The organism is Allobosea sp. 2KB_26 (assembly GCF_052115715.1).
In the GTDB taxonomy this organism is placed as follows: domain Bacteria; phylum Pseudomonadota; class Alphaproteobacteria; order Rhizobiales; family Beijerinckiaceae; genus Allobosea.
In genome coordinates, this window is record NZ_JBFRHE010000002.1 from 160,460 (window position 1) to 186,114 (window position 25,655).

At 67.0% G+C, this 25,655-nt stretch carries 26 protein-coding genes; 5 read left to right on the forward strand and 21 right to left on the reverse strand.

Annotated elements, in window-relative coordinates; translation table 11 throughout:
* Position 1 precedes the first annotated feature (1 nt).
* The 4 genes from AB4099_RS09015 to AB4099_RS09030 all read right to left on the reverse strand — a co-directional run bounded on the left by AB4099_RS09015 (position 2) and on the right by AB4099_RS09030 (position 3,742).
* Positions 2-802, reverse strand: coding sequence for an ABC transporter permease (locus AB4099_RS09015; RefSeq protein ID WP_441477813.1), 801 nt, complete (start codon positions 800-802; stop codon positions 2-4).
* A complete protein-coding gene (locus AB4099_RS09020; protein ID WP_162768488.1) occupies positions 799-1,668 on the reverse strand; it encodes an ABC transporter permease in 870 nt (289 codons plus the stop codon). The genes AB4099_RS09015 and AB4099_RS09020 overlap by 4 nt, the downstream gene beginning before the upstream one ends.
* Positions 1,665-2,702, reverse strand: coding sequence for an extracellular solute-binding protein (locus AB4099_RS09025; RefSeq protein ID WP_441477814.1), 1,038 nt, complete (start codon positions 2,700-2,702; stop codon positions 1,665-1,667). Before AB4099_RS09025 ends, AB4099_RS09020 begins: the two co-directional genes overlap by 4 nt.
* A gap of 68 nt (positions 2,703-2,770) precedes the next feature.
* Positions 2,771-3,742, reverse strand: a complete 972-nt coding sequence (locus tag AB4099_RS09030; protein WP_162768487.1) for a succinylglutamate desuccinylase/aspartoacylase family protein — start codon at positions 3,740-3,742, stop codon at positions 2,771-2,773.
* 107 nt (positions 3,743-3,849) lie between these two features.
* Here AB4099_RS09030 and AB4099_RS09035 point away from each other — a divergent pair, with 107 nt between their 5' ends.
* From AB4099_RS09035 to AB4099_RS09055, 5 genes are all read left to right on the forward strand, one after another.
* Positions 3,850-4,608, forward strand: a complete 759-nt coding sequence (locus AB4099_RS09035; protein WP_113518813.1) for an IclR family transcriptional regulator — start codon at positions 3,850-3,852, stop codon at positions 4,606-4,608.
* 137 nt (positions 4,609-4,745) lie between these two features.
* Positions 4,746-4,883, forward strand: a complete 138-nt coding sequence (locus AB4099_RS09040) for a hypothetical protein (RefSeq protein ID WP_441477815.1) — start codon at positions 4,746-4,748, stop codon at positions 4,881-4,883.
* Positions 4,884-5,199: 316 nt separating this feature from the next.
* Positions 5,200-6,120, forward strand: coding sequence for a dihydrodipicolinate synthase family protein (locus tag AB4099_RS09045; RefSeq protein ID WP_441477816.1), 921 nt, complete (start codon positions 5,200-5,202; stop codon positions 6,118-6,120).
* Positions 6,121-6,362: 242 nt separating this feature from the next.
* Positions 6,363-6,533, forward strand: a complete 171-nt coding sequence (locus AB4099_RS09050; protein ID WP_441477817.1) for a hypothetical protein — start codon at positions 6,363-6,365, stop codon at positions 6,531-6,533.
* 183 nt (positions 6,534-6,716) lie between these two features.
* Positions 6,717-7,592 (forward strand): DUF4118 domain-containing protein, encoded by an 876-nt coding sequence (locus AB4099_RS09055; RefSeq protein WP_113518810.1) that lies wholly within the window; start codon positions 6,717-6,719, stop codon positions 7,590-7,592.
* A gap of 92 nt (positions 7,593-7,684) precedes the next feature.
* Here the strand turns inward: AB4099_RS09055 and AB4099_RS09060 are convergent, their stop codons facing one another.
* The 17 genes from AB4099_RS09060 to AB4099_RS09140 form a co-directional block, all read right to left on the reverse strand.
* Positions 7,685-8,788, reverse strand: a complete 1,104-nt coding sequence (locus tag AB4099_RS09060; RefSeq protein ID WP_441477818.1) for a peptidase C39 family protein — start codon at positions 8,786-8,788, stop codon at positions 7,685-7,687.
* Between the two features lie 2 nt (positions 8,789-8,790).
* Entirely contained in the window at positions 8,791-9,888 is a 1,098-nt protein-coding gene (locus AB4099_RS09065; RefSeq protein ID WP_441477819.1) for an ABC transporter ATP-binding protein, read from the reverse strand.
* Positions 9,888-10,892, reverse strand: coding sequence for an ABC transporter ATP-binding protein (locus AB4099_RS09070; protein ID WP_113518807.1), 1,005 nt, complete (start codon positions 10,890-10,892; stop codon positions 9,888-9,890). The genes AB4099_RS09065 and AB4099_RS09070 overlap by 1 nt, the downstream gene beginning before the upstream one ends.
* Positions 10,889-11,707, reverse strand: coding sequence for an ABC transporter permease (locus tag AB4099_RS09075; protein ID WP_441477820.1), 819 nt, complete (start codon positions 11,705-11,707; stop codon positions 10,889-10,891). The genes AB4099_RS09070 and AB4099_RS09075 overlap by 4 nt, the downstream gene beginning before the upstream one ends.
* Positions 11,708-11,760: 53 nt before the next feature.
* A complete protein-coding gene (locus AB4099_RS09080) occupies positions 11,761-12,708 on the reverse strand; it encodes an ABC transporter permease (protein ID WP_113518805.1) in 948 nt (315 codons plus the stop codon).
* A gap of 103 nt (positions 12,709-12,811) precedes the next feature.
* Positions 12,812-14,404, reverse strand: a complete 1,593-nt coding sequence (locus AB4099_RS09085) for an ABC transporter substrate-binding protein (protein ID WP_441477821.1) — start codon at positions 14,402-14,404, stop codon at positions 12,812-12,814.
* Between the two features lie 148 nt (positions 14,405-14,552).
* Positions 14,553-15,512 carry a transcriptional regulator GcvA gene (gcvA, locus tag AB4099_RS09090; protein WP_441477822.1) on the reverse strand — a complete coding sequence of 320 codons (960 nt, stop codon included), beginning with the start codon at positions 15,510-15,512 and terminating at the stop codon, positions 14,553-14,555.
* A gap of 113 nt (positions 15,513-15,625) precedes the next feature.
* The gene (locus AB4099_RS09095; RefSeq protein ID WP_441477823.1) at positions 15,626-16,597 is read right to left on the reverse strand and encodes an ABC transporter ATP-binding protein; all 972 of its coding nucleotides are present in this window, start codon (positions 16,595-16,597) and stop codon (positions 15,626-15,628) included.
* Positions 16,594-17,574, reverse strand: coding sequence for an ABC transporter ATP-binding protein (locus AB4099_RS09100; RefSeq protein ID WP_441477824.1), 981 nt, complete (start codon positions 17,572-17,574; stop codon positions 16,594-16,596). Before AB4099_RS09100 ends, AB4099_RS09095 begins: the two co-directional genes overlap by 4 nt.
* Positions 17,571-19,115: a gamma-glutamyltransferase family protein gene (locus AB4099_RS09105; protein ID WP_441477825.1), complete on the reverse strand. Its 1,545-nt coding sequence runs from the start codon at positions 19,113-19,115 to the stop codon at positions 17,571-17,573. Before AB4099_RS09105 ends, AB4099_RS09100 begins: the two co-directional genes overlap by 4 nt.
* Positions 19,115-20,023: a polysaccharide deacetylase family protein gene (locus AB4099_RS09110; RefSeq protein WP_441477826.1), complete on the reverse strand. Its 909-nt coding sequence runs from the start codon at positions 20,021-20,023 to the stop codon at positions 19,115-19,117. Before AB4099_RS09110 ends, AB4099_RS09105 begins: the two co-directional genes overlap by 1 nt.
* Before the next feature lie 11 nt (positions 20,024-20,034).
* Entirely contained in the window at positions 20,035-20,820 is a 786-nt protein-coding gene (locus AB4099_RS09115) for an SDR family NAD(P)-dependent oxidoreductase (RefSeq protein ID WP_441477827.1), read from the reverse strand.
* 11 nt (positions 20,821-20,831) lie between these two features.
* On the reverse strand, positions 20,832-21,689 hold the full coding sequence (gene nikC, locus AB4099_RS09120; protein WP_441477828.1) for a nickel transporter permease: 858 nt from the start codon (positions 21,687-21,689) through the stop codon (positions 20,832-20,834).
* Positions 21,686-22,612 carry an ABC transporter permease gene (locus tag AB4099_RS09125; RefSeq protein ID WP_113519256.1) on the reverse strand — a complete coding sequence of 309 codons (927 nt, stop codon included), beginning with the start codon at positions 22,610-22,612 and terminating at the stop codon, positions 21,686-21,688. The genes nikC and AB4099_RS09125 overlap by 4 nt, the downstream gene beginning before the upstream one ends.
* A gap of 6 nt (positions 22,613-22,618) precedes the next feature.
* Complete coding sequence (locus AB4099_RS09130) at positions 22,619-24,124, reverse strand: ABC transporter substrate-binding protein (protein WP_113519255.1); 1,506 nt, start codon at positions 24,122-24,124, stop codon at positions 22,619-22,621.
* Positions 24,121-24,903 (reverse strand): GntR family transcriptional regulator, encoded by a 783-nt coding sequence (locus AB4099_RS09135; protein ID WP_441477829.1) that lies wholly within the window; start codon positions 24,901-24,903, stop codon positions 24,121-24,123. The genes AB4099_RS09130 and AB4099_RS09135 overlap by 4 nt, the downstream gene beginning before the upstream one ends.
* Positions 24,904-25,175: 272 nt before the next feature.
* The gene (locus AB4099_RS09140) at positions 25,176-25,604 is read right to left on the reverse strand and encodes a DUF2721 domain-containing protein (RefSeq protein WP_113519315.1); all 429 of its coding nucleotides are present in this window, start codon (positions 25,602-25,604) and stop codon (positions 25,176-25,178) included.
* Positions 25,605-25,655: the final 51 nt, after the last annotated feature.

Consider the following 25,655-nt stretch of genomic DNA (forward strand, 5'->3'; position numbering starts at 1 on the left):
GTCAGTTCCGGCGGCCTCCGAAGGTGCCCAGCAGGTGATAGAGGATCATCAGGCCGAGCGTCGCCAGGACGAGCAGGCCCGAAACCGCTGCAACGGAGGGCTCGAAGCCGAGCTGGACCGCCGAGTAGATCATGACCGGCAGCGTCGGAGCCCCGGGTTCGGCCAGGAACAGCGCCAGCACCACCTCGTCGAAGGAGGTGATGAAGGCGAGAACCGTGCCGGCGACGATGCCGGGCCGGACCACCGGCAGCACGACCAGGAAGAAGGCCATGACCGGCGAGGCCCCGAGATTGCGCGCGGCCTCCTCCAGGCTGCGGTCGAAGCGGCGCAGCACGGGCAGCGAGACGCGCAGCACATAGGGCGTGCAGACGATCACATGCGCGGCAACGAGCTTCCAGGAACCGACGAGCAGGCCGGTGCGCGTGAAGAACAGCGTCAGCCCGACGGCGAGCACCAGGGTCGGCAGGATGAGCGGGGAGAGAAAGATGGCTTCGAGCAGCCGTCGGCCGGGAAAGCTGAAGCGGGTCAGGCCATAGGCCGCCGCCACACCGATCGTGCAGGCGATGAGCGCGCTCGTGAGCGCAATGCGCAGGCTGACGGCGAGCGCCGAGAGATAGCGCGTGTCATGCAGCGCGGCGGCGTACCATTTGAACGTCAATCCCCGGGGGGGGAAGGCGAGGTAGCCGGTATCGCCGAGCGGCGCTGCGACAACGACGAGGATCGGCAGCAGCAGATAGACGAAGGCGAGTACGGCCAGCAGCAGCAGCACGAAGCCGAGCGGAGAGCGAAAGGAGATCGTCATCGTGCCGCCTCGCGTTCGCCACGGCCTTCGAGCAGGGCGCCATAAGCCAGGGACAGGGCCAGCACGGTGACCAGCAGGATGGTCGCCAGCGCCGCGGCAAAGGGCCAGTCGAGCAGTTCGATCGCCTGTTCGTAGATCGCCGTCGCCATGACATTGGCGCGAGCGCCGCCGACGAGGCTCGGTGTCGCGAAGGCGCTGATCGCGAGCGAGAAGACCAGGAGCGAGCCTGCGACGATGCCGCCGCTCGCAAGCCGCAGCGTGACGAGGCCAAGCGCGACGATCGGCCGGGCGCCGAGGCTCATCGCGGCATATTCCAGATCGCGGTCGATCGACTTGAAGACGCCATGCAGCGTCAGGATCATCAGGGGCAGCAGCACCTGCGCCAGTGCGATGATGACGCCGGCCATCGTATACATGGTCTGCACCGGCTTGTCGGCGAAGCCGAGTGCCATCAGGCCATGGCTGAGGAGCCCGTCGCGGAAGAACAGCACCATCCAGCCGAAGGAGCGCACCACGGCGCTGACCAGCAGCGGGAAGGTCGTGAGCAGCAGGAGAAAGCCCGCCCAGCGCGATTGCACGCGGGCGAGCAGATAGGCGGTGGGCACGCCGAGCACGAGCGTGATCGCGGTCACGGCCGCGCCGAGCCCGAGCGTGCGCCCGAGGATTTCCCAGTAATAGGAATCCCCCGCAAAGCGTTGGTAGTGCGCCAGCGTGAGGCCGGCGGCATCGGTCGCGCTGATCGCAAGCAGCGACGCCTGCGGCCAGATGAAGAAGACCGCATAGACGAAGGCACAGGGCGCAAACAGGAGGGCGGGTGCGAACAGCGCCCACCGCGCACCGCCGCCTTTCGTCTCCGGCTTCGTCACCGTGCGATTTCCCGGTTCCAGCGCTCGATCCAGGAGGCGCGCTTGGCGTTGATCTTGTCGCGGTCGAGCTGCGCGAGCTTGTCCACCGAAGGGACCTCGCCGGTCAGATCGGCAGGCAGCTTGGTCTCGGGGTTGGAGGCGGTCCAGCGCATCGTCCGGGCGATTTCGACTTGCGCCTCGGGCTTCAGCATCGCGTCGATCGCCGCATTGGCGATATCGGCATTCTTGGCGCCCTTGGCGACGCAGGCCGTGATGAAAACCGCCGGGCTGCCTTCCTTCGGCGTCGCGAAAGCGACCGGCAGGCCGGCCTGCTGCAGTTTGAACGTGTTGCCGGTGTCGTAGGGCATGATCCAGATATCGCCCTGGCCGAACAGCGTCGGCAGGTCGGAGGCCGCCTTGAAGATCGTCTCGCCCTTGATCTGCTTCATCGCCTCGAAGCCCGGCTCGATATTGTCCTCGCTGCCGCCAAAGGCCTTGGCAAGCATGACCAGGAAATCGATGCCGTAGCCGTTGGTGATCGCGGGAAAGGCGATGTGTCCCTTGTATTCTGGCTTCAGGAAATCCTTGTAGCTCGTTGGCGGTGTTGGAATTTTATCCTTGCGGTAGATGATGCCTTCCGCGATCACGGCCCAGGTCACCCAATGGCCGTCCGGATCCTTCAGCCCCGCCGGGATCTGTGCCAGCCGGGAGACGCCCGATAGCGGCTGACTCAGGCCCTCGCTCTTGGCAAAGGCTTCCTGGCCGCCCGAGAACTGGAATAGGTCGATCTGCGGGTTGCCCGCCTCGGCCTTCATGCGGGCCAGCGCTGCCGCCGACTGCATCGGCACCTGCGTCGAGGCGGCGCCGGTCGCCTTGTCGAAGGGCGTGAAGACGGCCGACTGGATGATGTCCATGGTCGAGCCGCCGAAGCCGGAGCTCACCAGCTTGCGGCCGGTGAAGCTCTGGGCCCGGGCGAGGCCCGAAGCAAACGGCAGCGTTGTCGAGGCGGCGAGCGCTGCAAGAAGCTGGCGCCGGTCAAAAGAGCTGGTACCCATCACGATCCCCTGTTTGTTGGACCGGGCACCCGAACCCGGTCATGACTTACCGAGTTCAAATGCAAGGCTCAGGCCGGATCATATCCCTTGGTCCCGACCAGTTCGAAGACCTGATCGCCATTGTAAATCGGCATATGCGGGCGGCGGATCGAGCCGACCCAGGCCTTCTCGACCGGGCAGCGCACCTCCTCCACGACATCACCGAAGAGATCGACGATATCGGCGAGATGCTGGTCCTTCACCACGTCGTCGCCGGGCCCGACCTTGGGAATGAACAGGCCGCCCTTGATCGCCTTGTGATGGATCGCGTCGCCGCCGAGCCGGAACTGGGGCGGCAGGATCGGTGCGCCCGGCAACATGCCGCGCGCCTTGCAGACATTGAAAATCGCCAGGGTGAGACGATCGAGATCGTCTGCCGTCACGCGGGCCCCGCCGCCACTCTCCACGATGAGCGATGGCTTGCCGCTCCTGGTGTAATGCGTGAAATGGCAGCCCGAGAGGCCTTCCTCCAGCGAATTCCAGACATTCGGTGCGCCGCAGGCGCGGCCCAGCCGCTCCGACTCGATGCCCTCGGGCGTGCCGTTGTTGTGGAACAGCGTGTAGTGGCAGGTGATCGTGAGATCGCCGCCCGAATGCAGGTCCAGCATCGCATCGGAATGCGCCAGCGACAGATCGAGCAGCCGGTGGGCGAGCTGATAGGTGTGGTGTCCGCGCGGATCGCCGGGGAAGACGCGGTTGAGATTGTAGCCGTCCTGCGGCGTCAGCCGGTTGTAGCCGCGGAAGCCGAGCGGATTGGCCAGCATCAGGCAGACCACACGGCCGGAGAGCTCGCCGAGGTCGACCGTTTTCAGGAAGCGCTGGATCGCAAGCGGGCCAACCACTTCCGGGCCATGAATGCAGGCCTGGAGCCAGAGGGTCGGGCCATCCTTGCGACCTTCGGCGATCAGGACCGGCGAATAGATCGCTCCGTCCGGATACGAGCCAAGCTCGACATGGCCGCGGGTGATCTCCCCCTTGGCTGGTTTGGCTGTCCCGATCATCATTGGCTCCGGTCTCTCGTTCGCGGCTGTGCAGCACGTGCCCGCTGTTGTTATGTATCTTGAGTCGTCCCATATATGTCAACACCGTTATCTCTGATGGAACATCAATGAGCTCGCTCGAAAATGGACTGCGCATTCTCTCCCTTGTCAGTGAGGAGCGACCCGTGTTGCGCGTGGGCGAGGTCTGCCGCGAACTCGACATGCCGAAGGCTTCGGTCTCGCGGCTGCTGAAGACGCTCTCCGAAGCCGGGCTTCTGGAGCGGGAAGAGCGCGACCAGGGCTATGTCGTGGGCGGAAAGGCGCTGGATCTGGCCGCGCTCTATCTCGCGCGGCACAACCTGCTCGATCTGGTGCGGGTCGCTATCGACGATCTCGTTCGCGAGTTCGGCTTCACCGGCCATGCCGGCATCGTTGCCGGTCACGAGCGCGTGCTGCTTGTCGCGCAGCAGGGCACCTATGCGCTGCAGCACACCGGCTCGGTCGCCGAGCGCAAGCCTGCCTTCGATTCGATCATCGGACGGGCGATCCTGGCGCGCCTCGATGACGCGCAGGCGCTGGCGCAGCTCGACGCCCAGGGCAAGCTCGGCATCCGCGCCAGCATGAGCGATGACGAGGTCAGGGCCGAGTTCGCCGCCATCCGCAAGGACCGGATCGCCCGCTCGTCGAGCCTGATCACGCCGGGCATCTCCTCGATCGGCGCTGCCATTGCCGATCCCGGCCGCAACGAGATCATGGGGCTGTGCCTGTCGTTTCCGACGATTGCGGCCGATGCGGCGATCCAGGACCGCATCGCCTCGAGCGTCTCACGGCATGCACAGGCGATTGGCCTGCGCATGCGCGATCCGGTCTGGCTCCAGGGGGACTGACCGCCCGGCCGGGCGTTTCAGCGAGCCCCGCTCCGGGCGCGAGTGGTCGGCGCTCGGCCAGGACTGGGCGCGGCTGGTCTGCGCTCCGCGGCACCGCGACCAGGATTGGGGGGCGCCAGGGCCGCCAGGAAGCGACCATGCTGCTCGACGCCGCGCGTGAGATGAGCGTCGAGACGTTTGGCGAGGGAGTGGAGCCGGGCCAGGAGTGTGAGGGTAAGCTTCAACATGGCGGCACGCATTCTGTCGATGCGCATCCCTTCACGGGATGCATCTGACAAATATTGCGCGTCATCCTGCTTGCGATGGGCTTCTGCACGCCGCGCCATAAACGCTTCATAAGCCACCCGCAGGGCGTTCTGCGCCTGGCAAGTCGGAGGGTTTCCGCTTGTCGACGAGAGCCCGGCGGACGCTGCCTGGCAGGCGGAGCCCTTATGTGAGGCCCATGCCGATCCGCATCGAATCCTTACGCGGAACCATCCGAGACTGTGAGGGTGGTCGCCCCTGACCGTCCTCCCGAACGGGACGTGTTCGCCGGGACGATGGTCCGTGGCGAGGCGCCACGATCGATGGTCTGATAGGATGAGGTTTCCGATGGATCACTGGCTTCGCGGGATGTTCACCCCGTTGGTGACGCCCTTCAGCGGCAATAGCCTGGACGAACCGGCCTTCCTGCGGCTGGTCGATTGGCAGATCCAGGAGGGTGCGGACGGCATCGTTCTCGGGTCCGCCAGCGGTGAAGGCTCCACGCTGACGGACGAGGAACGCATGCGCTTGCTCAGGTTGGCGCGGGCTGCTGCCGGCCCGGTCTACCCCATCATCGCGGCGGCCGGATCGAATGCGACGGCACAGAGCATCGCAGATGTCCGCAACGCCACCGCGGCGGGAGCCAATGCGATCCTGCTGCGTCTGCCCTATTACAACAGGCCCACCCAGGCCGGAATCGTCCAGCACATCCTGTCGGTTGCGGCGGCGACCCCCTTGCCGCTGATTCTCGACAATGACCCCGATCGCTGCGCGGTCGAGCTCGCGCCCGAGATGCTGGCCGAGCTGGCCGCGACGCCGACCATCGTAGGGGTCCTCGAGCGCCGCGGTGATGTTGCGCGCTGCGACCGCATCATGCGCAGCTGCAGCCGGCATTTCATGCGCCTGACGGGGGCCGGCGACACCATCCCCGCCTATCTCGCCTCGGGTGGCTGCGGCGCGATCGCCAGCATCGGCAATCTTGCGCCGCGCCTGCTCGGCCGGATCAGGGAGGCGTGCCGCACCGGCTCCTTCGAGCAGGCGCAGATCCTGCAGCGCCGTCTGGTTCCGCTCCTCGGCCTCACCGCGCGGGAGCCGGACCCCGTCGCCATCAAACTGGCATTGTCGCTCCAGCATCCCGGCATCAGCCCTGCCTGTCGGTTGCCCCTGGTCACGGCGGCCGCGTCTCTCGTCGAAGACCTGACATATGCGCTCGACGATTTGCCCCGGCCGATGAGCGGCCGCGCGGCCAGCCAGCGTTCCGCAGCCTAAAGCGTCGGCCCCCCGGGATTGCAGTTTTCGGGAAAGACGATGCAAAGACAAAGGGTTAGGTAATCGGACTGGATAGGGTATCCGGTCCGATGATCCAGGGCCGGGGACCCGGCCCTGCCTCGGCAGGAGGAACCGGGCCGGTGATAGCCCCTTACGCCCGCTTTATGCCGCTGGATGACAGCTCGCATAGCGAGCTTACGGGGAGAAGGCCGATCATCCGCCATCGCATGACGGAGGCGAGCATGGTCACCTATGAGGCATCCCTGAGGCGGCGACGCGAGGCAGTCTATCGCACCGCCCGCCGCCATCGGCCCTTCGACGGGGTCGCGCGTGACCTGTTGCAGTCCCTTGTCTTGCTGCTGCTGCTGGCCGGCCTCCTGGCGACACGGATCTATTTTACGACCCCGCATTAGGCATCGGCCCGAAAGGTGGATTGCGGCTTTCGGGGAAGCCGAGGCGAACGCATAAGGTTCGATCATCGGCCTGGATGCGATATGCGCGGTCGGATGATCGAGACGAGGGCGGGGAGCCCGGCTGCAGCAGCAGGATCGGCACACCATATGGTGGGCATGCCCACCGGCATAAGGGAGATTGCCATGAGCACCCTCAGGTCTCCGGGCGAGTTCGAGCTTCTGCCTGACCCCGATACGCTGACGGCCTTGCAGCTCTTCAAGGCTCCGATCGTGGTTCGCTATGTCCTCGCGGTGGCGATGACGGTCTTCGCAACCGTGGTGGCCGTCGGGCTCGACAACGCGGTGACGATTCCCAACCTGTCGCTTGTCTTTGTCGTCCCGGTGATCACCGCCGCGGTGGCGTTTGGCCTGGGGCCTTCGCTCTGCGCCGCGGTCCTCGGGGCACTGGCCTATAACTTCTTCCTGACCGAGCCGCGCTTCACGCTGCGTGTCGACGACCCCGCCAATATCTGGGCGATCGGGCTGCTCTTCGTCGTCGGACTGATCGCGAGCGCGGTGGCCTCGACCGCTCGCCGCAGGGCGGACGATGCGGCTCTGGCGCGGCGGCAGGCCGGGATCGTGCGGTCCTACAGCCGGGACATCGTCGCGGCCGGCGATCCCAGGGCGGTTTTCTCCCGTACAGCCAATGCGCTCGAAACCCTCTTCCAGGTTCCGGTCATCGTGATGCTGATGTCCGAGCCCCTGGGCGACTTGGTCGAGAGACGCGGCGCGATCGAGCCCCGCGAGGTCGATATCGAGGCGGCGCGGTCGTCGCTGACGACCGGCACGGTTTCGGTCGCCGACGTTTACCCCTTCAATGGCTCGCGCTTCGATTTCTGGCCCGTGCTGACATCGGCGGGAAACCGCGCCGTCATCGGGCTGGCATTCGATCCTGAAGAGCGGCCGCCGCAGCCCGGCACCCTTGTCGAAATCATCGCGAACCTTCTCGCCCTTGCCCTCGATCGCCAGCATCTCCGGACCGGATCGGCGAGCGTCGCGGACGGGCAGGAATCATCTTAAGCCGCTGCGACGCAAGCCGGGCCGCAGGCGACGCGGCAGGAGAGAGGGCGCGGGCGCGGCCACGAAGCCACCCGCGCCGGTTGGCATCCCAATCAGTTGCGGACCGCCTGCACGGGCGAAGACGCCTGCGAGCTGCTGCGTCCGATCAGCAGCGCTGCCCGGTAGCTCGGTTCGCCATATCGGGCCATGCGCTCCAGGACTGGGGTGCGGATCGGAAGGTCGAGCACGTCGGCCACCGTTTCCAGTGCGTCCGTCTCGATCCAGGGGTCGTTCAGCAGGAACAGGTCGTCATGGACGGCGTGGACGACAACCCAATGGGGCGCTGTCCGGTCGTGCGTTTCCATCTGGTCGATCAGAACGACGGCGATGGCACCCTCGGCGATCGCGTCGCGCAGCTCCCAGCTCTCGAAGGCGCGATGCTCGACATCGATGCCGGAGGCGAGCACCCGGCTCTTGAAATCGGCCTGAACGAAGGTCATCAGCTCGCGCTTGGCTTCCGTATTGCCGCGATCGAGCAGGACCGGCTCCGAAGCGCTCATGAACAGCCGCAGCGCATAGCCGCGCGCGGCAACGGCGAGCGCCAGCCCATACGGGTCGCAGCCGCCCGGACCGGTCAGCCCGATGACCGTCGTGGCTTCGCGCCACAGGGCGATCTCGAGCTGGCGATCGGGAACCATGGCGGGCTCGAGGCCGGCAAAAGCCATGGCAAGCGAAGCGGGGCCGCAGGTGAATCCGGTCGATTGCGGGTAGAGCGGAGCGACTGGCTTCGGCGGCTGCTCGGCGTTGCGGAGCCTGCGTTCTGAATAGACCGATCCCGGTTCGGCGGCCGCAATCCCTGTCAGCCGTCGCAGCGCCGGCGGCAGGTCGTCCTCCCCGGTCGCACCGGCAATCCGCCAGGTCAGGATATCGGCCTCGAGCGAAATCCGTTCCAGCGCCGCGATCAGCGCGCGGCCGGTCTCCTCGCCATCGCCATTCGTGTCCGCAGAACCGGCCCAGAACCAGACGATGCGCAGCATCGCGGTCGTCCGGCGGCGGAGCCCGGCGAGAAGCCCGACAATGACGGCCCCCCGTCTTGCGACGAGAATGAGCTGCCCGGGGGCGGACAGGAGAATGCGCAAGCGGTCCGCGACCTCTGGCGGCAATCCCTCCGGCACGGTCTGACCGGTGGGAATGGCTGTGACCTCGATTGGCGGCATGGTCAGTTGATCCCGATGCGAGAGCCGGACGCAGCCGCAGCACTCCGATAGAGCGCCAGCAACCGGGCGGTGCGCGGCGCATGCCGCAGGGTTGGCGCCTCGGCAGGAGCTGCCGCGAGCTCGCGCCAGCGGTGGCAGGCGACCGAGCGCCCATCATCCCCCGGCGTGAGCGCCGGCACTTCGCGCTGGCAACGCTCCACGGCGAACGGGCAGCGCGGATGGAAGCGGCAGCCGGATGGCGGATTGAGCGGGCTCGGCATATCGCCGGCCAGCACCGCTCGGCTTCGGCGTGCGCCAGGTCGCGCGACTGGCGCGGCAGCTAGAAGGGCTTGCGTATAGGGATGCGCAGGGCGGGCGAAGATCGCGCCCTTCGGGCCGATCTCGACGATGTTGCCGAGATACATCACGGCGACGCGGTGGCTGAGGTGCCGCACGACGGACAGCCCGTGCGAGATGAAGAGATAGCTCAGCCCGAACCGATCCTGCAGGCTCCGCAGCAGATTGACGATCTGGGCCTGGACCGAGACGTCGAGCGCGGAAACCGGCTCGTCGCAGACGATCAGGCGCGGCTCGACGGCCAGCGCACGCGCGATCCCGATCCGCTGGCGCTGGCCGCCGGAGAATTCGTGCGGGTAGCGATCGGCATGCCTGTCGGCGAGACCGACCAGGCCGAGCAGCTCGGAGACCCGGGCGGCAACGCTGTGCCTGTCGGCGAGGCCGAAGACCAGGGCAGGCTCGGCAATCAGTTCGCCGACTGTCATGCGTGGGTTGAGGGAGCCGTAAGGGTCCTGGAAGATGAGCTGGACATGGCGGTGCAGGGCGCGCCGTTCGCGTGAAGACAACGTCGCGATGTCTCGCCCCTCGAACAGGATGCGCCCGCTACTCGGTGCGGTCAGCCCGACCAGCATTCGCCCCGCCGTAGACTTGCCGCAGCCGCTCTCGCCGACCAGCGACAGTGTTTCGCCCGGCGCGATCGAGAAGCTGATGTCGTTGACGGCGCTCAGCCTGCGCCTTTGCCACGGCCATGTGCCCGCGACGCTGAACTGCTTGCTCAGCCCGTCGACGGTGAGAAGCGTGGTAGCGGCATCCGCAGCCGGCATCAGGCCCGCCCTTCCTGCATGAGGTTTTCCAGAAGCGGCGCACGCCAGCAGGCCGAGGAATGCCCTGGCCTGACGGTGCGCAGCGGCGGGATCTGCGTGCTGCACCGCGCAATGGCGAACGGGCAGCGCGGCTGGAACCCGCAGCCCGGAGGCAACGCCAACGGATCGGGCGGGCCGCCTTCGATGGGCGTGAGGGGCTCCTCGTCGCCATCGATCGCCGGCATCGAGCTGAGCAGCCCGACGGTATAAGGATGCTCGGGACTGTCGAACAAAGCCCCGACCGGAGCCGTCTCGACGATGCGCCCCGCATACATCACGGCGACGCGGTCGGCCATCTCCGCGACGACACCAAGGTCATGGGTGATGAGGATGATGGCGGCGCCGGTCGTTGCCTTCAGCTCCCGCATCAGGTCGAGGATCTGGGCCTGCACGGTCACGTCGAGCGCCGTTGTCGGCTCGTCGGCGATCAGGAGCCCAGGGCGGCAGGCCAGCGCCATTGCGATCATCGCCCGCTGGCGCATGCCGCCGCTGAGTTCATGGGGATAGGCCTTGACCCGGGTTTCCGGCGAGGGAATGCCGGTCAGCTGCAGCACTTCGATCGCCCTTGCATGCGCCTCTGCGCGGCTCGCCGGCTCATGCAGCTGGATGGCTTCGATGATCTGGTCGCCGATCGTCTGCACGGGATTGAGCGACGTGTTGGGCTCCTGAAAGATCATGCCGATCTGGCCACCGCGAATGTCGCGCATGGCATGGGCGGGCTTGGCGACGAGGTCCTCGCCGCGAAACAGGATCTGCCCCGCCGCGATCTCGCCCGGCGCAGGCACGAGCCGCAGCAGCGAAAGCGACATGATGCTCTTGCCCGAGCCGGATTCTCCGACGATGGCGAGCGTCTCGCCGGCGCCGACGGCGAAGTCGACCGTGTCGACCGCCATCACCTTTCCGGCAGAGGTGTTGAAGCAGACGCGCAGTCCGCGGACTTCGATCACGGGTGTCTCAGTCGTCATCGGCGCAATTTCGGATCCGTGAGGTCGCGGAAGGCGTCCCCGAGAACGTTGCAGGACAGCACGATCACGAAGATCAGCAGGCTGGCGGCAGTCGACACATGCGGCGCCAGGAAAATGAAGCTCCGCCCTTCGGCCGCGATGCTGCCGAGTTCGGCGATCGGCGGCTGCAGGCCCAGGCCGAGAAAGCCCAGGGCAGCTGCGAGCAGGATCGTCTCGCCGAATTGCAGCGTGCAGTAGACGACGATCGAGGCCGCGCAATTGCGCAGGAGGTAGCGATGGATCAGCGTCGCGTCGGAAAGCCCGATCACGCGCCCGGCCTCCATATATTCCGCCTGCATGACCGTGGCGGCCGTCGCACGGGTGACGCGGGCAATCCGGGGCGAGGCCGACAGGCCGAGCGCGATCACGAGACTGTCCATCCCGATGCCGAGCATGGCTGCGAGCGCAAGGCCGAACAGGATCGAGGGGAACGACAGCAGGACGTCGACGATGCGCATCAACGGCCCTTCGAGCCGGCGATAGAATGCCGCCAGGAGCCCGATGGTGCCGCCGATCAGGGTGCCGATGGCGACGCCGGCGAAACCCAGGACCAGGGTCGTCCTCGTGCCGTAGAGCAGGCGGGTCAACAGGTCGCGGCCCTGCGAATCCGTTCCGAGCAGGTGAGCGCCGCCGGGAGGACGCAGCCGCAGCCGGAGATTGGTATGATAGGGGTCGAACGGCGTCAGCAGTGGCGCGAACACGGCCGCCGCGACGATGACGAGAAGGAGGATCAGCGCAGCGAGCGCGACCTTGTCGCTTCTGAGGCGCTGGAACATGCCCGGCCGCGACGGGCGAGCAGCTGTTACTGTCGATGCGGGACCCTGGGCGCTCATCGCAGCGCACTCCGGATGCGCGGATCGAGCAGGCCATACAGCGTGTCGACGATCAGGTTCACGACGATGAAGCCGCAGGCGATCACCAGAATGGCGCCTTGCGCCATCGGGAAATCGCTCGACACGATGGCGCCTACCGCGAGCCGGCCGACGCCCGGCCAGGAGAAGATCGTCTCCGCGATGACGGCACCGCCAAGCAGGGATCCGATCTGGAGGCCGATCAGCGTCACGACCGGGATCAACGCCGTCCGCAGGGCATGGCGCGTGACGACCTGGAACTCGGACGCGCCCTTGGCACGCGCCGTGCGGATGAAATCGGCCCCCAGCACCTCGACCACGGCGGTGCGCGTCATCCGTGCGACCGGGCCGATGAAGATGACGCCGAGCATCAGCGCCGGCAGTGCGACGTGATGCAGGCCCTGCAATGTCCAGAGCGGCCCGCCACGGCCCTGGAGCGGAAACAGCTGCCAGCGATAGGCCGCAAATTGCAACAGCAGCAGCCCGACCCAGAAGGCCGGCACCGACACGCCGGCGACCGACAATGCCATGACCGCGCGATCGAACGCTTTTCCGCGCCGCGTCGCGGCAAGCGTGCCGAACAGGATGCCGAGCGGCACCGCCCAGCTCAGGCTCGCCACCATCAGCTCCACGGTGGGGCCGAGTGCCGAGGCCAGCTCGTCGATCACCGGAGCGTTGTTGATGATCGAGCGGCCAAGATCGCCCTGGGCGACCCGCAGGATGTAGAGCCAGAACTGCACCAGGATCGGGGCGTCGAGACCGAGCTGGCGCCGGATAGCGTCGATTTCGGCCGCCGTCCCCGTGGGGCCGGCGATAATGGTTGCCGGGTCGGTGGGGATGACCTGCAAGAGCAGGAACCCGGCAAAGAGCACCCCAAGAAGGATCGGTAGCGAGCTCAGGAGGCGCCAAAACAGCTGTCGCGTCACGTCAATTCGTCCCTCGGCGCACGGCTTCCGGTCGTCCAGATGCCCGTGCCGTCGCCTGTTCCAACATCCGGTGCGCCGAGTGGCGCAGGCGGTTCGCTCGCTGTCACTTCGCCGGTATGAGGTCCAGCCCGTTATAGAGCGCCGCACCGCTGATGCCGTGAGGCTTGAACGGCTTGAGGGTGGTCCGCGAGACGACGGTCAGCTTCTCGTTCACCAGCGGTTTCCAGAGCACGGCCTCATGGACGATCGCTTCGGCCTGGGCGAAGGCGCTGTAGCGGGCTTCCGGCGAGGTCGCGCGGTTGCCCTCCTCGATCAGGCGGTCGGTGTCCGGGTCGTTCCAGTTCATCCGGTTGGGCGTAGGCATGTTGCTGGAGAGGAAGTAGAGATTCATCGCCTCGCCGGCGCTCAGATAGGGGTAGTTCATCTGGTAGAGATCGAAATCCTGGGTCCGCAATTTGCCCCAGACGATCGTCGCATCGTAGAGCTCGACCTTGAGATCGACGCCGATCTTGCGCAGATCCCCTTGGATGGCCTCGGCCATCTGGCGGTTGGTGTCGCCCGTGAAACCGTAGAAGTTCAGCGACAGCGGCTTGCCGTCCTTCATGCGGACGCCCTTGGGGCCCGCGACCCAGCCGGCCTCGTCGAGCAATGCCTTGGCCCGGGCCGGGTCGTAGCGGAAGGCGCCGAGCTTCATCCCGGGATTGAAATCGAGCGTCGCCTTGGAGAAATAGGCGTTCGCCGCCTCGGCTTCACCGAAGAAAATGGCGTCGGCGATCGCGCCTTCGTCGATGGCAAGGCTGATGGCCTCGCGGATGCGCTTGTCCGCGAGATGCGGGCGCGTGATCTTCATGCCGACATAATGGGTGCGGAAGGCCACGTCGGGATTGAGCAGGCGGATCTTCGGGTTCGCCTGCACCTCGGCAATGGCCCAGGCCGGAACCGAATAGGAGAGGTCGCCCTCGCCGGTCTGCAGGGCGGCGACAAGCGTCGCGGCCTCCGGCACGATCTTCCAGACGAAGCGGGCGACACCGGCCGGCCCGGCATTCTCCATGAAGGCCGGCCCCCAGCGATAGGCTTCGTGGCGGGTCAGCACGGTCTCCGTCCTCGGCTTCCAGGAGCGGAAGCAGAAAGGGCCGGTCCCATTGAATGCGGAAATGCCGAAATTATCCTTCAGCGCCGCAGCCTGTTCCGGGTCGATGATGACGAAGTTGAACTGCGTCATCTGATAGAGCAGTTCGGAATAGGGTTCCTTCAGACGGTATTCCACCGTGTGGTCGTCGAGCGCCTTGATGCTCTCGACCTTGCCCGCCTTCCATTTGCTGACGCCGGCGAAATCCGGATTGAGCCAGCGCTCCACCGTGCCGACGACAGCCGCGGCGGTGAAGGGCTTGCCGTCGCAGAAGCTCACGTCGCGGCGGAGATGGAACGTATACGTCCGGCCGTCCGAACTGACCTCCCAGCGTTCCGCCAGGCCGGGGCGAACGGTCTTCAGGTCGCGGTCGAGCGTCACCAGCGTTTCGCCGACCATGTACAGCACTTCTGCTGCGGCGAGCGTCGTGGTGCGTTGGGGATCGTAGCGATCGGCATCGCTCGTCCGCAGGGCCGTCAGCGTGCTCTCTTGCGCCAGAGCAGCAGCAGGCGCGGCGAGAAGAAGCGCGAAAGCAAGGCTCGCCGCGCGTGACCCGAAAGAATCCAACAAAACCCGCTCCCGTGCGATTGAGCCGCTCTCCCTGCCAGATCCCGGAGATCCGGATCTGGTGGTCGCGAACGGCATAGTAAGGTGGCTGCCAGCGCCGGCCATAACGATAAGATCGCGTCACTTCATTCCTTCCGGGAATGAAGTTTCACCCCTTCGACGGACGCTCGTTTTCGTCGCGTTGGCGCTGCCGGAACAGGCGCACCTCATCCAGGACCCAGCGTCGGAACGCCTGGACTGCCGGCAGGTCTCGCTTTCGCTCGGGGCAGACAAGGTAGTAGGATTCCGCGCTCTTCATCGCGCGGGCGAAGGGGGCGACCAACCTTCCGTCGGCCAGCTCAGCTTCGATCATGAAGCGCGGCACGATCGCCATTCCCATGCCGCTGATCGCGGCCTGGATGATCATCTCGAACTGCTCGAAGCGAACGCCGTGGAACGGGTTGACCTCGGTTGCTCCAGCCAGCTGCAGCCAGTCCTTCCAGGCGCGCGGTCGAGCGCGGTGATGGAGCAGCGCGAGCCGATCGAGATCGGCGACGGCGCTGACTGGCCCCAGCGGTGCCAGCAGCGACGGGGCGCAGACAGGGATGATCTCTTCTTCCATCAGCAGGTCGGATGGACCACCGGGCCAAGGCTTCTCGCCGAAATAGACGGCGATATCGATGTTCTCCTCGACGAGGTCGAAGGGCCAGGCCCGTACGGTCAGGCTGAGGGCGAAACGCGGATGCAGGGCCCGGAAGCCGCCGATCCTTGGCGCAAGCCAGCGCGCGCCGAAGGTCGGGAGAGTGGCGATGTTGAGCATTCCGCCGCCGCCCTGGAAGGCGAGCGCTTCCATGGTTGCCGATTCCATGATCTCCAGGGCCTCGCGCACCCTGGCGAGATAGAGCTGTCCCGCCTCCGTCAGGACGATCCGCTGTCTCACGCGCTCGAACAGGCGCAGACCCAGGAAGGCCTCCAGCGATTGAACCTGCTTGCTGACCGCGCTCTGGGAGAGATTCAGTTCCTCGGCCGCACGGGTAAAGCTCGAATGGCGCGCCGACGCCTCAAAGATCGTCAACGAAGGCAGAGACGGCAGGACGCGGCGCACGATGGGTTCCGGGCGGATCGACAAGGACCGTTCAATAGCGATGGGCCGTTGGGTTGGATACGGCAATTCGCCCGCGGACAGAGCGCATTTGCCCTGCGTCTCCGACAGTTCGAGCCTCCATTCCGAACGGCCAGCTGCTAGTGCCTCAGGATACAGGCGACGCGCGACCCTGCCGCCGTCTCCAGGAGGGGCGGGCGGGCTGAACTGCAGCGCTCGATCCGGATCGGGCAGCGGCTGACGAAGGGACAGCCCGGCGGCGGAGAGAGCGGGCTCGGCAGGTCTCCGGTCAGGATGATTTTTTCGCGCCGGCGTTGCAGCAGCGGGTCCGGCAGCGGGATCGCCGAGAGCAGCGCCTGCGTATAGGGGTGCTGCGGCGCCTCGAACATCGTATCGATCGGCCCGCTTTCCATGACCGAGCCGAGATAGAGCACCATCGCCTCGTCGGCGATATGCCGGACCACCGAGAGATCATGCGAGATGAAGAGATAGGCGAGGTCGAGATCGCGCTGCAGTTCCAGCAGCAGGTTCAGCACCTGCGAGCGGATCGAGACATCGAGTGCCGAGACCGGCTCGTCGAGGATCAGCAGGCGGGGTGACAGCGCAAGCGCGCGGGCGATCACGACGCGCTGGCGCTGTCCGCCCGAGAGCGCGCTCGGCAGGCGCTCCGCGAAGGTGGCGGGCAGCCCGACCCGGTCGAGCAGCTCGGCCACGCGCTTTCGCCTGTCGCTGCGGGTCCAGCCGGCGATGGCAAGCGGCTCGCTGATGCTGGCCTCGATGCTCATCTTCGGGTCGAGCGCGGCGCTCGGGTCCTGGAAGACGATCTGGATCTCCTGGGAGAGAGCTACGCGCTCGCGCCCCTTGAGCCCGGTGATGTCGCGGCCGTCGAAGCTGACCGTGCCGCCCGTCGCCTGTTCGAGGCCGATCACCGCATAGGCGGTCGTGGATTTGCCGCAGCCGGATTCGCCGACCAGCGCCAATGTGCGGCCGGCCGCGACGTCGAAGGAGACGCCGTCCACCGCCTTGACCACGCCGCCCGGTGTGCCGACGCCACGGCGCAGCTTGAAATGGACCTTGAGATCGCGGACCTGAAGCAGCGGGGACGCGGTCATGCCAGCGCCTCCACATCGTCCGAATGCCAGCAGGCGGCGCGATGGGCTTCTCCGACGCAGGCGAGAGGCGGCGGTGCCAGGCAGGCCTCGTCCGCCAGCGGGCAGCGTGTCCGGAAGCGGCAGCCATCGGGCCAGGACCCGGCGCTCGGGACCATGCCCTCGATGGTGCGCAGCACCGCCTTGCGCGTGCCCTGCAGCGTCGGAATCGTGGCGAGCAGCAGCTTGGTATAGGGGTGGCGCGGCGCGGCGAAGATCGGTTCGACCGCGCCGCTCTCGACGATGCGCCCGCCATACATCACGCAGACATCGTCGGCGAGGTCGGCAACGACGCCCATGTCATGGGTGATCAGCACGATCGCGGTGCCGACCTCCTCGCGCAGGCGGCGCATCAGGTCGAGGATCTGGGCCTGGATCGTCACGTCGAGCGCCGTCGTCGGCTCGTCGGCAATCAGCAGGGCCGGGCGGCAGATCAGCGCCGAGGCGATCATGATGCGCTGGCACATGCCGCCCGAAAGCTCGAACGGATACTGGCGCGCGCGCCGCGTCGCATCGGGAATGCCGACGCGCGTCATCATCGCGATCGCCTCCTCGCGCGCGGCCCTGGTCGAGAGGCCACGATGCAGGATCAGCGCCTCCTCGACCTGCTCGCCGACGCGCATCAGCGGGTTCAGCGAGGCGACCGGCTCCTGGAAGATGATCGTCGCCTCGTTGCCCCGGACATCGGAGAGCGCCGCTTCGCCAAGCCCCGTCAGGTCGCGCCCGCTGAGCCGGATCGCGCCGCCCCTGAACCGTGCGGCCTTGGGAAGCAGGCCGAGCACCGAGAGCGCCGTCAGGCTCTTGCCGCAGCCGGATTCCCCGACGATCGCGAGGATCCGGCCGGCACCGACCGAAAGCGAGACCTGGTCGATGATGCGGTTGCCGTCGATCTCGACGACGAGATCCTCGATCGCCAGGACGGGGCCCTCGGTCGTGGTCATGCGATTGCCGCGACGACCGCGGCCCAGGCGCTGGTCGGATGGGCCATGCCGATGAAGCCGCCGGCCGGCGAGGTCATCACCGCCGAGGGAATCGAGAAATTCACGGGATAGAGCGTGTCCTCGACGATCTCGACCGGGAAGGCGGTGGCGACGGTCGCGGCGACATCGGGTTCGGCCCGGGCGTCGATCTTGATGCGTGGCGTCGAGGCATCGATGCGCGGTCGATGGAAGGCCTCCTCCAGGGACAGGCCGAGGTCGGCGATGCCGGAGATGAGCTGGAGCACGGTCGGGAAGATGGTGCGCCCGCCGGCTGCACCGATGGCGAGCACCGGCCGCCCGTCCTGACTCAGCACGAGCGGGCACATATTGGCGAGCGGCTTCTGGCCGGCCGCGATGCTGTTCGGCTGGCCGGGGCGGGGATCGAACCACATCATGCCATTGTTCATGATGATGCCGGCATTCGGCAGCGCGACCTTGGCGCCGAAGCGCGAAAGCAGGGTATTGGTCAGCGAGACCATGGTGCCGTCGCGATCGACCACGCTGACATGCGAGGTGCAGCCGGCCTGGGGTGTCGCTGCATGGCCGAGCGTGGTCAGGCGCGTCGCATAGGCTTCGCGGATGGCGCTGGCATAGAGCAGGGCCCGTTGCGCCGGTGGCGTCTCGCGCGACAGCGGGCCGGACGCGAGACGCCCCGCCGCATCGAGGAAGCTCGGCCCGCCGCTCAGGCCGGGAATGGCGGCGATGTCGAAGGCGCGATAGCGCCCGGTCAACGGCGGCGCCCAGGTGACGTCATAGGCCGCGAGATCGCCGCGCCGGATGGCCGAGCCGCCGGCCTCGAGATCGGCGGCGATGATTTGCGCCGTATCGCCCTCGTAGAAATCGCGCGCGCCGGACTTCGCCAATCGCCTGAGCAACGCCGCCTTCTGCGCCATCGGCTTGAAGCGCCGCGTATCGGCCCCTGCCTTGGGCGCGTGGCCATTGTCGAGCAGCAGGGCGGCAAGCACCGGGTCGCGGGCGATGCCGGCCACTTCGATCGCGATGCAGAACGCCGCGAACCAGTCGATCTCGAGCCCGCGCTCGGCATGCTCGATCGCCGGCTGCAGCGCCTCTTCCCAGGACAGGGTGCCGTGGCGCTCCAGCGCCGCGGCGAAGCCCGCGATCGCGCCGGGAACGCAGATCGCGCTATAGCCGGAGACGTTCCGGTCCCCCACCACTGACGGCCAGGCGAACCAGTTGCCGGTCTGGGCATCGGTCAGCGGGTAATCCGCCGGGTCGATGCCGGCGGGCGCACGGACATTGAAATCGAGCGTTTCGGTCGCCCCCGTCGTGCCATCGGCATGGACGAGGAAGCCGCCGCCGCCGACGCCGGAAAGCCAGGGTTCGACCGTGCTGAGCACGAGCGCGGTGACAACGGCCGCATCCATCGCATTGCCGCCGCGCGAGAGCACGGCAGCGCCCGCCTCGGCCGCGTGGCGGTTCTGCGCGGCGACGAGGCCATGGGCCGACTGGACGGCGGGCCGGCGGACGGTGAAGGTCTGCATCAGCGCGGCGTCTTGAAGCGCCGCGGCGCGCTTGGCTCCGGCAGGCGCAGCGGCACGCTGAAGCGCTGGGCATTGGCGCTGGCGGCATGATGGGCCGCAAGCTCGCCGACGGTCGCGATCCAGACGCCGGGCGATGAGGTCACCGCGTCCAGCAGCCGCTCCAGCATCCTGATCCGTCCGGCCCGGCCTGAGATCCAGTCATGGATCGTCAGCATCATCATCCGGCCCTCGCGATGCAGCATGTGCCACTCGTCGAGCCAGGCTTCGAGGATGCCGCCCTGTGGCGAAGGCGGGGCCCGGTCCGTCACGCTGCCGGTGAAGCGGAAATAGACCGCATCGTCGACCGCCCAGAGCACCGGCACCTGGGTGATGCCGTCGATCGTGTAGGGATGGTCGAAGCCCATCAGCGAACTGTCATAAAGGCCGCGCCGCTTGACCTCGGCCAGCATGGCAGGCGTCATCTCCCAGGCCGGTGAGCGGAAGCCCTTGGGCACGACGCCAGCCTGGCTCTTGAACAGCGCCAGCGATTCATCGAGCGCGCGGGCGAATTCGTCGGGGTCGGCATCGGTCGCGATCTCGTGGAAATAGCCGTGCAGGCCGATCTCGTGGCCGCGCTCGACGAAGGCCGGCACCAAGTCCGGATGGTTCTTCGCCACCAGGCCGGGAACGAACATCGTCGCCTTGATGCCGTAGCGGTCGAGCAGGTCGAGGATGCGCCAGATGCCGATGCGCGGGCCGAACAGCCGCTGCTCGATCTGTCCGAGCGTGGCGGGCGCGCCCTCGGACAGGTTCCAGAGATAGGGGCTCTCGGCATCGACATCGACGCTGAAGCAGAAGGCGCTGCTCTTGCCGGCCGGCCATTCGTAATCGGAGACGGGGAAGCGCGCAGGCGGGAGGGAGGTTGTCATCTCGTCCTCCACTAGAGCGGGTTCTTCTTGTCCTGATGGACGGCGAGCGAGCCGATGGAGTTGCCTCCGTCGATCGTTAGGGTCGCGCCGGTGACATAGGCCGAGGCACTGCTGGCGAGATAAAGCAGGCCATTGCCGACATCCTCGCGCGAGGAGGGGCGGCCGAGCGGGATCTGCGAGGTCGTGCTCTGGATATGCGCTTCGGTCAGGTCGCTGACCTTGCTGCCGGCGGCGAAGCCGGGCTCGAGCGCGTTCACCCGGATGCCGAACTCGGCGAGCTCCACGCCAAAGCCCTTGGTGAGCCGGTCGAGCGCGGTCTTGGAGGTGCAATAGGGCACGACGGTGCGCCGCATCTTGCGCGAGGCGCCCGATGAGATGTTGATGATCGAGCCCTTGACGCCCTGGCGCACCATCTGCGTCGCGATCTCGCGGGTCAGGATGAAGGGCGCGCGCAGATTGACCGAGAAGATCCGGTCGAATTCTTCCGTCGAGGTGTCGAGCAGGAAGCCGCTGGGATAGATGCCGGCATTGTTGACGAGGATGTCGACCGCGCCCCAGCGCGTGCCGATTTCGGCCGCAAGCGCCTTGATCGAGGCCTCGTCGGTCAGGTCGGCCGCCTTGGTGAAGCTCTCGCCGCCGAGCCCGAGCGCCGCGGCAAACGCCGCAAGCTCGTCTTCCCGCGCGTCGGTCAGCGCCAGCACGGCGCCTGCCTCATGCAGCGTCTCCGCGATCCAGCGTCCGATCACGCCGCAGGCGCCGGTGACGAGCGCGCGTTTTCCCTTGATGTCGTCGAACATTCCAGTGGCCCTCAGCGGAAACGGGGATCGAGGCGGTCACGCACGGCATCGCCCGTCAGGTTGACGGCCAGCACGAGCACGAAGAGGCAAAGCCCGGGGAGTGTCGCCGCCCACCAGGCGGTCGCGACATAGTTGCGGCCGGTCGAGAGCATCGCCCCCCAGCTCGCTGTCGGCGGCTGCACGCCGAGCCCGAGGAAGGAGAGGCCCGCCTCGAACAGCACCATCAGCCCGAATTCGAGCGTCGCGACGACGCTGACCGCGCCGATGATATTGGGCAGGATATGGCGGAAGAGGATGCGCCCGGAGCCGGCGCCCATTAGCGCGGCGAGCCGAACATAGGGCATCGTCGCGACCGAGAGCGTCTGGCTATAGGCGACGCGGGCGTAGCGCGGCCAGCGCGTCAGCGCGAGCACCATGATGACATTGACCAGACTCGGCCCCAGCACCGCAACCGTGATGATCGCCAGCAGCACGGCCGGGATCGAGAGAAAGATATCGACGACGCGCATCACCGCGGTCTCGACGAGCCCGCGCCGATAGCCCGCGATCATGCCGAGCACGGTGCCGACGGTGCCGGACAGGATGACCGAGGCGAAGGCGACGATCAGCGAGACCCGTGCACCATGGATGATCCGGCTGAGCAGGTCGCGGCCGAGTTCGTCGCTGCCGAGCCAGTAATGGAAGCTGCGCGAGACGGTGCCCGGCGGCTTCAGACGGCCGGCGAGGTTCTGGGCGTTGGGGTCATAGGGCGCGAGCCAGGGCGCCAGGATCGCGGCCAGCACCACCAGTGCGATAATTGCGACCGGCCACCAGCGACGAAGCGGGAGCTGACGGCGCGGGCGAGGGAGCGGAGAGGCGACTGCGCTCATCGCGTCCCTTCCAGGACGATGCGCGGATCGATGATGCTGTAGAGCACGTCCGACAGCAGGTTGAGCAGGACGGTGACGAAGGCCCCCATCAGCACGACGCCCTGCACGATCATGAAATCACGGGCCAGGATCGCCTGCACGGTCACCTGGCCGATGCCGGGCCAGGCGAACACGGTCTCGACGATGACCGCGCCGGCGAGCAGGTTCGAGATTTCCAGCGCCGCGACCGTGATCAGCGGGATCGAGGCATTGCGGGCGACATGGCGCAGCAGCAGCCGGCCGGTCCGAACCCCGCGTGAGCGGGCGGTGCGGGCATAGTCCTTCGAGAGCTCGTCGAGCAGGGCCGAGCGGGTGATCCGCGCAAAGGTCGCCATGCTGAGCAGGCCGAGCGCGAAGGAGGGCATGATGAGATGCGAAAAATCGCCGGTGGAGGAGGGCGGCAGCCAGCCGAGCAGCACCGAGAAGACCAGGATCATCAGGATGCCGCTCCAGAAGGTCGGCATGCTCTGGGCCGCCAGCACGATGCCGGAAGCGGCCTTGGCGATCGGGCGGTCGCGAAACACCGCGAGCAGGATACCCATCGGTACCCCGATGCCGCAGGCGACGACGAGCGCGCCCGCCGCCAGCATCAGCGTATAGGGCAGGCGCGAGGCGATGATCGTCAGCACCGGCACGCGCTGCACAACGGACTGGCCGAGATCGAAGCGGGCGAGATCGGCCAGGAAGTCGAGATATTGCACCAGCAGCGGCCGGTCGAAGCCGAGCGCATGGCGCAGCGCCTCGACATCGGCCTTGGTCGCGGTCTCCGGGACCAAGAGATAGGTCGGATCGCCGGTCAGGCGCTGGACGAAGAAGATCAGCGTCACCACCCCGAGGATGGTGACGAGCGCCTGTCCTGTACGCCTAAGAAGAAAGCCCTGCACGAAGCCTCAGTCCACCCAGCTCATGCGGTTCAGGAACATGCTTTCATTCGGCGTCGGCTTGAACTGAAGGTTCTTGGTCGCGCCGTAGAGCACGGCGGCCTGATAGAGCGGCACGAGCGGGGCTTCCGTCGCGATGATCTCGTGAACCTGCTTGTAGGCGGCCAGGCGCTTGTCCTTGTCGAGCGTCTGGCGCGCCTCCTCGAGCAGGCCGTCTGCCTTCGGATTGCGATAGGCCGACCAGCCGCTGCTCTTGTGGACCAGCGGGAAGAGCACGCCGTCCGCATCCTGGCAGGCGCAGGACCAACGCCCGAAGCTCAGCGTCGAGGTGGCCTCCGGGCCGGCCTGCGAGCGCTTGAGATAGGTCGCCATATCCGACATCGCGATCTTGACGGTGAAGCCGGCATCGACGAGCTGCTGCTGGATCGCCTGGACGATGCGCTGATCGAAGACCGGTGCGGTCGCGAGCTCGATCTCGGCCTTTGCGGCCGGGCCGGCCTCCGCAACCAGGGCCTTGGCCTTGGCGAGGTCGAAGCCAGGGCCGTTCATGCCCTCGATCCAGCCGAAGCTTGCCGGCGTCAGCAATTGCGAGACGGGCTTGTCGAAGCCGCCGAGCAAGCCGTCGACCATGCCCTCCTTGTCGATGGCATGGGCCGCGGCCAGGCGCAGCTTGGCGTTGTCGAAGGGCGGTTTGGTGGTGTTGAGGCGCAGATAGGCGACGCGCTCGGTCAGGCCGATCAGCGCCTTGGCCTTGGCCGCCGATTTGAGCTGGCCAGCCTGGTCGCTGTCGAGCGTGACGCCGAGATCGCTGGTGCCGGCCTGGAGATTGGCGACCCGGGTCGCTCCGTCCGGCACGGCGCGGAAGATCACCGCCGGGAACGGCCCCTTGTCGCCCCAATAGGCGTCGTTGCGGCTGAGCGAGACCTGCACGCCGCGCTGCCAGCCCTCGAATTTATAGGGGCCGCTGCCGACCGGCTTCAGGTTGAAGGCATCCTTGCCGACGGCCTCGACGATCGCCTTCGGCACGATCGAGAGCTTGACCAACTGGGCGAGCAAGGCGGGATAGGCGCCGTTGGTGGTAAGCTTCACCTTGGTCGGCGACAGCGCGACGGCATCGGTGATCTTGTCGAACTGGCCGAGCTGCGGACTGCCGAATTTCGGATCGGTGATGCGCTTGACGCTGTAGGCGACATCCTCGGCGGTCAGCTTCGAACCGTCATGGAAGAGGATGTCGGAGCGCAGCTCGAATTCGATCTCGGTGTCGGAGAGGTATTTCCAGCTCGTCGCGACCTGCGGGACGATCTCGCCCTTGTCGTCGCGGGTGACGAGATTGTCGAAGATGTTGCGGTAGACATAGTAGCTGTCGGGGTTCCACTGCACCTGCGGATCGAGCGATGACGGCTCGTTGACGAGGTCGACGACGAAGCGCTCCTTCGACGCATGGGCGGGCGCGGCGCTGAGTGCGAGCGCTGCGGCCAGCGCAGCCAGACGAGCATTCCGTGAGAGAGGGGTCATCGCTGCTGCTCCTTCGAGAGGGGGCGGGTCTGTTCGGTGGTAATGGTCGGGCTCTGTCGCCTGCGCCGCGCCGAGCGGGCAGGCGGTTGTGCGGGCCGGGCTGACGTCAGCATCAGGCCGTGGGCGAGCGCCTCGGTGAAGCGCTTGTGCTCTCCGGCGATGGCCAGGCGTGCTGCCGTCTCATCGCCGGCGCCGAGCGCGCTCACGAGATCGCCGAGCTCTGCCGGCGGAATCGGGTGGCCGGCGAGGTCGAGCATGCGCACGATCCGGTCGCCATGGTCCCAGATGTCGCCGAGCCAGCGACGGGCCAGCGTCCCGGTCGCCGCCGCGAGCAGGTTGCGCAGCTGCCGTTCGGCGGAACGCGCGGTCGAGAGCGCCACCGGCTCGGTTCGGCCCCGGACAGAGTCCATCACGCCAAGCAGCGCGGCCAGTGCAGCCTGGGTCTGCCCGCTCGGCTGCAGCGTCGCCAGCGACGGCTCCAGCCGGCGGCGGCCGTCCAGCACGCTTGCAATCAGGGCGCCGTCGACGGGGGCGATCCGCCAGCCCTGGCGGGCGTGCCGGTCGACGAAACAGGCAGCCGTGAGCTCGGTCAGCGCGACGCGGATGCCGGCGCGCCCAAGCGCAAAGCGCTCGGCCAGGGCGGCCTCATGGACGAATTCGGCCGGCGCCAGCTCGCAGGAGACGACCGCCTTGCGCAGCCGCCGGGTCGCGACATCGAGCTGCGTCTCCGCAGCCGGGAGCGGCGAGGATGGCGCGAAGGCGGGCGAGGTATCGAGCATGGCAGGCATGCTGGATCAGCTTCTGAGATTTCACAAGTGCTTTGTGACATCTCAAGTAAGATGCCTTGGAGGCGTCGAACGCGCACGACGCGGGCGGCTGTTCGGGCCGGGCCGATAGCGGAGGAGCTACAGTCTCTTCGGAGGCGGTGAGGACCTGAAGCATGGGCCCGAAAAGTGGATTGCGGATTTCGGGAAAGCTGATGCCCATTAAGAAAGATTGGATCATCGGACCGGATCCGCAACCCGTCCGATGATCTGGCCCGGGCGTTCGGTCAACTGATGAGATCGATCTTCTGAAGCGCCATCTGGACCTCGCGCAGGAACTGAGTGAGCGAGGCGCCGAACAGTCCAACTGCCAAGATGAAGAGAAGCGCTACGCCGCGTTCGTGAGCTAAGCCCAGGAAGGCGAAGGTGAAGGCAACAACCATCAGCAGGATCGTTGTCACCCCGCTGGAAATCGCGAACACGATGGCGCCGTTGATCAAGCCTGCTCGCCGTTCGAGGCGGGGCAAGTCGGCCTTGAGATCCGGAGCGATCGAACGATCCAGCGCGTTCAATGTTCGCGACCGGTCGAGAATGCGCTCGAGGCGGTTGATCAAGACCGAGATGAGGCCGACCACCGCGCCAAGGAGGAAGGCGGGGGCCGCTGCCTGGGTTATGACCAGCGACAGGTGATTGACGGAGGGAAGCTCGGAAAGCACTGTTTCACCGTGCCCGCTGCGTCTGCTTGACTTGCGGGGCGTGACGGCCCT